This is a genomic window from Gilliamella sp. M0320 (assembly GCF_016101635.1).
Classification (GTDB): Bacteria; Pseudomonadota; Gammaproteobacteria; order Enterobacterales; family Orbaceae; genus Gilliamella; species Gilliamella apis.
Genome location: NZ_JACFQD010000009.1, coordinates 70,787 through 77,917, shown reverse-complemented (window position 1 = coordinate 77,917; position 7,131 = coordinate 70,787). Strand labels below are relative to the sequence as shown.

The 7,131-nt window shown below is 35.0% G+C and carries 6 protein-coding genes and 1 pseudogene; 4 read left to right on the top strand and 3 right to left on the bottom strand.

Going from position 1 to position 7,131, the window contains the following annotated elements; genetic code table 11:
* Positions 1 to 85: 85 nt before the first annotated feature.
* The 4 genes and pseudogenes from rhaD to rhaM all read left to right on the top strand — a co-directional run.
* Positions 86 to 760: pseudogene (gene rhaD / locus H3T83_RS10725) on the top strand (rhamnulose-1-phosphate aldolase); the annotation flags it as partial.
* A 21-nt stretch (positions 761 to 781) separates the two neighbouring features.
* On the top strand, positions 782 to 1,816 hold the full coding sequence (rhaT, locus tag H3T83_RS10720; RefSeq protein ID WP_086360421.1) for an L-rhamnose/proton symporter RhaT: 1,035 nt from the start codon (positions 782 to 784) through the stop codon (positions 1,814 to 1,816).
* Positions 1,817 to 1,832: 16 nt separating this feature from the next.
* Positions 1,833 to 2,987 carry a lactaldehyde reductase gene (gene fucO, locus H3T83_RS10715; RefSeq protein ID WP_065651827.1) on the top strand — a complete coding sequence of 385 codons (1,155 nt, stop codon included), beginning with the start codon at positions 1,833 to 1,835 and terminating at the stop codon, positions 2,985 to 2,987.
* Positions 2,988 to 3,055: 68 nt separating this feature from the next.
* Positions 3,056 to 3,370, top strand: a complete 315-nt coding sequence (gene rhaM / locus H3T83_RS10710) for an L-rhamnose mutarotase (protein WP_065579278.1) — start codon at positions 3,056 to 3,058, stop codon at positions 3,368 to 3,370.
* 70 nt (positions 3,371 to 3,440) lie between these two features.
* Here the strand turns inward: rhaM and H3T83_RS10705 are convergent, their stop codons facing one another.
* From H3T83_RS10705 to H3T83_RS10695, 3 genes are all read right to left on the bottom strand, one after another.
* Entirely contained in the window at positions 3,441 to 4,286 is an 846-nt protein-coding gene (locus tag H3T83_RS10705) for a helix-turn-helix domain-containing protein (RefSeq protein WP_065651829.1), read from the bottom strand.
* Between the two features lie 17 nt (positions 4,287 to 4,303).
* Positions 4,304 to 5,122, bottom strand: coding sequence for an HTH-type transcriptional activator RhaS (gene rhaS / locus H3T83_RS10700; RefSeq protein ID WP_198215743.1), 819 nt, complete (start codon positions 5,120 to 5,122; stop codon positions 4,304 to 4,306).
* A 612-nt stretch (positions 5,123 to 5,734) separates the two neighbouring features.
* The gene (locus tag H3T83_RS10695) at positions 5,735 to 7,105 is read right to left on the bottom strand and encodes a sodium:proton antiporter (RefSeq protein ID WP_198215742.1); all 1,371 of its coding nucleotides are present in this window, start codon (positions 7,103 to 7,105) and stop codon (positions 5,735 to 5,737) included.
* Positions 7,106 to 7,131: the final 26 nt, after the last annotated feature.

Here is a 7,131-nt window from a genome sequence, read left to right as displayed (position 1 = left end):
TTCGCGAAACCATTTGATCATATGACAAGATGTGTATCCACCTTAACTTAATGATTTTTACCAAAATCATTAGGGGATTCATCAGCGTCATGTATCTTTGACGCAAGATGTCACTAAACTTGCTAACCAGTACTTTATTGTCACTGGTTCCGGTAAGTATTTCCGCAATGTCATATTAGATCCTGCTGATACGTTAGCTATTGTTAAAATCGATGAACAAGGCAAAGGTTATTACATTATGTGGGGATTGATAAATGGTGGTTTACCGACTTCTGAGCTAGCTGCTCATCTTCAATCTCATATTGTAAGAATTGAGCAAAGCCAAGGAAAAGATAGAGTCATCATGCACTGTCATGCAACTAATTTAATTGCTTTAACATATGTCCTAGAGCTTGATACTGCGGTAATAACCAGATGGCTGTGGGAAATGAGCACCGAATGTTTAGTTGTATTTCCTAATGGTGTAGGTGTTGTGCCTTGGATGGTTCCGGGTAAAGACGAGATTGGTTATGCCACTGCAAAACAGATGGCAAAACATAGTTTAGTTTTATGGGCTTTTCACGGTGTATTTGGAACAGGTCCAACCTTAGATGAAGCTTTTGGCTTAATTGATACAGCTGAAAAATCGGCGGAAGTTTTAGTCAAAGTGTTATCAATGGGAGGAAAACGTCAAACTATCACCTCGGAAGAGTTCAGATTGTTAGCTGAGCGTTTTGGTGTCACTCCAATGGAAGATGCTATAAACAGTAAAAATTGCTAATAAAAATATAAGGATATGGATATGGGTAGTTCAATTATTTTAGGCATATTCTGGCACTTTGTTGGTGCTGCTTCTGCTGCTTGTTTTTACGCACCACTTAAAAAAGTAAAAAACTGGTCATGGGAAACCATGTGGTCAATCGCAGGGTTATTTTCTTGGATTATATTACCATGGTCAATAAGTTATTTTTTATTACCAGACTTTTGGGCTTATTATGGTTCGTTTGGTTCAAACATATTAATTCCGGTCTTCTTATTTGGCGCAATGTGGGGAGTCGGTAACATTGGTTATGGCTTAACAATGCGTTATTTAGGTATGTCGATGGGAATAGGTATTGCTATTGGGATAACCTTAATCGTCGGCACTCTCATGACTCCAATATTACAAGGTAAATTTGGTGAATTATTGGCCTCGACAGGCGGTAAAATGACATTATTAGGCGTAGTCGTTGCTGTTATTGGGGTTGCTATAGTAACTTACGCTGGCTTATTGAAAGAAAAAACCTTAGGTGTACAAGTTGAAGATTTTAACTTAAAGAAAGGTCTTCTTCTTGCCATCATGTGTGGTATTTTCTCGGCTGGTATGTCATTTGCTATGAGCGCAGCAGTACCTATGCATGAAAAAGCGGCTGAGCTTGGTGTGGATCATTTATACGTGGCACTTCCAAGTTATGTCATTATCATGGGTGGGGGGGCAATTATTAATCTCGGTTTCTGTATAAGTCGACTCTGCGTTAAAAAAGACTTATCCTTCAAAAAAGATATCTCTGTTGCCAAAGCCTTATTAATTAGCAATATTCTTTTTGCTATCTTAGGTGGTGCAATGTGGTATTTCCAATTCTTCTTCTATGCTTGGGGGCATGCAAATATTCCAACAGAATATGGCTTTATGAGTTGGATGTTACATATGAGTTTCTATGTACTTTGTGGTGGGATTGTTGGTTTAGCACTAAAAGAGTGGTTTGGTACCGGTAAAAAACCAGTACGTATTCTTTGTATTGGTTGTTTAGTAATCATTGTTGCTGCCAATATTGTTGGTTTAGGAATGACTAGTTAATTAAAAGGAAAACATTATGGCTTATAGAATGATTTTAAATGAAACATCTTATTTTGGTGCAGGCTCAATCAGTCAAATCGTAGATGAAGTTAAAAAACGTGGTTTTAAAAAAGCGTTAGTGGTTACGGATAAAGATCTAATCAAATTCAAAGTAGCAACTAAAGTAACACAATTACTAGATAACAATGGTTTTTCTTATCAAGTATTTGATGAAGTCATGCCAAATCCAACCATTAGTATTGTTCAAAAAGGGGTTGAAGTTTTCAAACAATCTGGTGCAGATTATTTGATTGCGATTGGCGGGGGGTCACCGCAAGATACCGCAAAAGCTATCGGTATTATCATCAATAATCCAGAATTTGCGGATGTTCGTAGTCTTGAAGGTGTTGCGCCAACTAAAAAACCAGCCGTACCTACGATCGCAATTCCTACGACAGCAGGTACAGCTGCCGAGGTGACCATTAATTACGTAATCACAGATGAAGAAAATAAACGCAAATTTGTCTGTGTTGATCCACACGATATACCGGCTGTTGCAATTATTGATTCAGATATGATGACAAGTATGCCTGCTAGTTTAAAAGCAGCAACTGGTGTTGATGCCTTAACTCACGCGATTGAAGGTTATATAACTAAAGGGGCGTGGGAATTATCAGACATGTTCCACTTGAAAGCGATTGAAATTATTTCTCGCTCATTACGTGACTCGGTAAGCGGGATCGCAAAAGGTAGTGAAGATATGGCATTAGGACAATATATTGCAGGTATGGGGTTTTCAAATGTGGGTTTAGGATTAGTTCATGGAATGGCACATCCACTCGGAGCTTTTTATGGTACACCTCATGGTGTGGCTAATGCCGTCCTTTTACCTCATATAATGGCTTACAATGCTGAATTTACTGGCGAGAAATATCGCGATATCGCTAAAGCAATGGGAGTCGCTGCGACGGAAAACATGACAATCGAACAAGTTAGAAAAGCTGCTGTTGATGCAGTTAAACAACTTAACGTTGATGTTGGTATTCCTGCAACATTAAAAGAGATCGGCGTAAAATTAGATGATATTCCTGCGCTAGCCCAAGCTGCTTTTGATGATGTTTGTACCGGAGGTAATCCTCGCGATACTAACGTAAGAGAAATTGAGCAACTATATCATTCTATTTACCAATAAAAATGACACAATGAAAGTGAAATAGGTTAAACACAAAGTTAACCTATTTCAAATAAAAAGGAATTATTATGATAAGAAAAGCGAGTATTATGCAGGTTCATCCTGATAAACATGCAGAGTATAAGAAGCGGCATGATGAAATATTTCCTGACTTAGTGAAGGAACTTAAAGCTCATGGAGCTCACAATTACTCAATCTTTTTAGACAGCAAAAGAAATCTACTTTTTGCCTATGTCGAAATTGAATCTGAGGAACGTTGGGATGCTGTAGCTAAAACAGCTGCTTGTCAAAAATGGTGGGCGTTTATGAAAGATATCATGCCAAGCAATTCTGATAACAGCCCGATTAGTGAATCATTAACTGAAGTTTTTTATTTATTATAAAATATTCCTCTCTTTAATACACATAAAAGAGAGGAAACTAAATATATAATCATTTCTATACACTCAATTATCACTTCTTATCGTTAAATTGGGCTCGATATTCGGAAGGGGTCTGATTGGTCAGCTTTTTAAACACAGATGAAAAATAGTTACTATCATCATAACCACATTCTGCCGCAATCATACTAATCGAATAATCAGTAGTTCTAAGTAAAGACATTGCATCACATAGACGTCTTTTTTGTAAGTAGCCAGTAATAGTCATCCCTGTTTGACTTTTAAATAAGCGACTAAGTGAACGGCTTGCGATATGATTTTCTTTGCAAAAAACATCAATATTAAATGGGGTTGCAATACTGTTATGAAGAGCTGTGAACAATAAATCCAATTGATGAGTAGCAGTAGGTAGAGCTACCGTTGGAGCTTGTTTAATCCGATCTAACAAAATAACCAACTGTAAAAAAAGAGCCTCAGATAAATGAACGGAGGCTAAATTGTTTTTCTTAGACTCAACATCTAACTGTTCAATAAGTGGTGATAAAAGTTTAAGGGATGAAGGTTGAATACGCCAAGACCGTTCATTATGTCTAGCAGTCACTTTAGGTAAATAAGACTCAATAGTGGATGATAAAAATAGTGATTCTCTCAAATATAAAATATTATCCAATCTAAGGTCATTAACAGATTCATAGCCATGCACATCTTTCGGATTAATATATAAAATATCACCACTGGTAATAGGATAAACGTAATCATTCCAATGATGTAGACCGTTACCAGAACAGACAATTACAATTTCATTAAAATCGTGGTTATGCAAAGGAAAGGGTTGTTGATGATCACGTCTTTCGACAGTAACAGTATTTATCTCCGAAATAAAATAGTCTTGTTTATATAAACGTAAACATTTTTCCATAGACTGTTCCTGATTGATTAATGATAACGTTTATCTGGATTATTACGTAATGTTTGTGGCGAAAACGTAAATTCTTGTTTAAAACAGGTTGAAAAATAAGCACTGTCATTAAAACCACACTCTTGTGCAATAGTTGTGATGGATTTATTGCTGTAAATTAACTGTGTGTAAGCATTAGCCAACCGTAGCTTTATTAAATATTTTTGTGGTGTGATACCAATTTCATTCTTTATATGTCGATGAAAAGAGCGTAATGATAATGAAAATTGCTCAGTTAATTGTGCCCAATTAATTTGCTCCTTAAAATTGATTTGTAACCAACGTAGAAGTTGTTTAACGCGATTATCATAGGAACCAGAACCCTGATTAACATAAAGATTATTATTAAAAATCAAAAGTAATTGTAAAAATAAACTCTCCTGAATAGCATTGGATTGATTTGGCGTTAATTGCTTAATAATCGATTGAATATTTTCATAAGATTTTTTATCAAAAAAGTAATGCGATTGAATTGGATCAGGGTTTGGAATTAATTGATTTATTCCATTGATAAAATGAAAATTTTTAGGATCTCTAAACAAAATATTGGTCAAATGCAAATCATCAACGCTTTCGTACAAATGACAGTCGGAAGCCTTAATATAAAACATCATGCCTGGATATAAATCAAAAAGTCGCCCATTCAATATGTGTTTACCGTATCCGCTAGTTACAATAACGATCTCATTGAAATTATGGGTATGTTCAGGATAAACAGGTTGTGGTGTTCGAGGCTCAATGGCGATATTTTGATCGCTAGACGAGAAAAAATCTTTATCAAGTAACATCTCAATCATTCTGAACCTCACTTCTTTTTAAAACTTACCATCACATTCTAAAAAGTAAATCGAAATCTCACCTTTAATATTTGGACAGCTAACCTAATATTTTGGCTATAAATTATAGCTATGCAGGACTTTTTATTAAAAATGTGCGAAGCTTCACATTTTTAAAATTTTCCCGTTTAAAAGTTCATCAGAACGCGACTGAATACCAAGCAGTTGAAGTTTTTTATAGAATAAAAATTCTAAAACTTTTATTTGTTTTGATAACGTTAGTTATGATATTTTTTTTTCTGACTTGGTGAGGGTGTTTTTTATACAAAATAGCAGAGCATTTTTAATTATCATCAAAACTTTCAGGTATATCTGTTTCCTTCAAAGTTCAAAAAAATAATTAACCGTGAACTAAAAAACTACTCCAGTTAATCTGACTTATTATGGAAGCGCATATTTTTTTAGTTATAGTTTATATAGCGATATTAGCAAAGATGATAAAAGAGAAAAAAATACTTAAGGGAAGCCAACAGAAAGAGCTGTTGAATGTTAGCCTATCATTGTTACCCACACAAATTCATAGATGTTGCAATTGAAATTTATCTTAATGTTTCATAACGAACAATTGAACATTTACAATACAAAAAATACCAAATTATCAATAATAAATATTGGAATTAAAATCCCTATTGACCATTTCATATAGCCAAAAAAGCTTGGCATATTAATTTTATGTTGTGTGGCAATACTTTTAACCATAAAGTTAGGTGCATTACCAATGTAACTTAATGCCCCCATAAATACGGAACCCATTGAAATTGCCAATAGTGTGTCTGCATAAGTGGTCATTAAAGTAGTTGCATTACCGGATGCTAAATTAAAAAACACCAGATAAGTTGGTGCATTATCTAAAAATCCTGACAATGAACCCGATAACCAAAAATACATACTGTTTATTGGTGTGGCTTGTTCACTGGTGACCAATGATACTACTGAACTTAACGTGCCATCATTGCCGGCACGTAAAATTGCCAGAACGGGTACTATAGTAATAAAGATACCAATAAACAATTTGGCAACTTCTTTGATTGGATCCCAATTGAATTCATTGCCAGCTCGTACTTGCTTTGGCGTGATCAGTATTGAAAGAATCGTTATAGCAATAAAAAGGCCATCACGAACTAGATTTTCTAATTCAATTTGCGATCCTAATAGCGTGAAGTTTATCGCTGGATGCCAAATGCCAGATAAAAGCACACTAGCAATTATCGCCATTAGCAAACCGATATTTTTTAGACCGTATAATTTAACTACTTCTGATCTATAAGAAAGGGAAATATTGCCATATTGCTTAACATAATAATATCTATCGATAAAATAATAGATGATAAGTAATAAACCTGATGTAAAAATAACTGGCAATAACATATGTTTAACAGTCCAGAAAAAATCCACACCTTTTAAAAAACCAATGAATAATGGTGGATCACCTAACGGCGTCAAACCACCACCAATATTGGCGACTAAAAAGATAAAGAAAATTACTGTGTGAACTGAATGGTGTCGTTGCCGATTAGCTCGCAGTAATGGCCGAATCATTAACATCGCTGCGCCAGTTGTTCCCATAATTGAAGCGAATACCACACCAATGGCTAATAAAATAACATTTGATTTTGGCGTACTTATTTTATCGCTTTTGATAAGGATACCACCAGAAACAGTGAACAATGCCAACAGTAATAATATAAAAGGGATATACTCTTCAATAATGGCATGGGCTGTTAATTGAATTGTGGTAGATAAGCCAAAAGAAAACAATGCAGACCCTAAAAATAGTAACGTCCAAACCAAAACAATTTTGCCATAATGATGATGCCACAGCCGTGCTAAAAATAGAGGGCATAATGCGATAGAAAGCAAAATTCCAACAAATGGGATAGCCCAAAATAACGATAACTCCTGCCCATTAAATTCGCTTGCATGCAGTTGAAAAGATATTAGCATTAAACTAATAAATGGTATTATTGATA

Bases quoted from the DNA above. Each gene is read 5' to 3' on its own strand.
- H3T83_RS10705 (WP_065651829.1), bottom strand. From the start codon at position 4,286: ATGGAAAAATGTTTACGTTTATATAAACAAGACTATTTTATTTCGGAG.
- fucO (WP_065651827.1), top strand. From the start codon at position 1,833: ATGGCTTATAGAATGATTTTAAATGAAACATCTTATTTTGGTGCAGGC.
- rhaS (WP_198215743.1), bottom strand. From the start codon at position 5,122: ATGATTGAGATGTTACTTGATAAAGATTTTTTCTCGTCTAGCGATCAA.
- H3T83_RS10695 (WP_198215742.1), bottom strand. From the start codon at position 7,105: ATGCTAATATCTTTTCAACTGCATGCAAGCGAATTTAATGGGCAGGAG.
- rhaT (WP_086360421.1), top strand. From the start codon at position 782: ATGGGTAGTTCAATTATTTTAGGCATATTCTGGCACTTTGTTGGTGCT.
- rhaM (WP_065579278.1), top strand. From the start codon at position 3,056: ATGATAAGAAAAGCGAGTATTATGCAGGTTCATCCTGATAAACATGCA.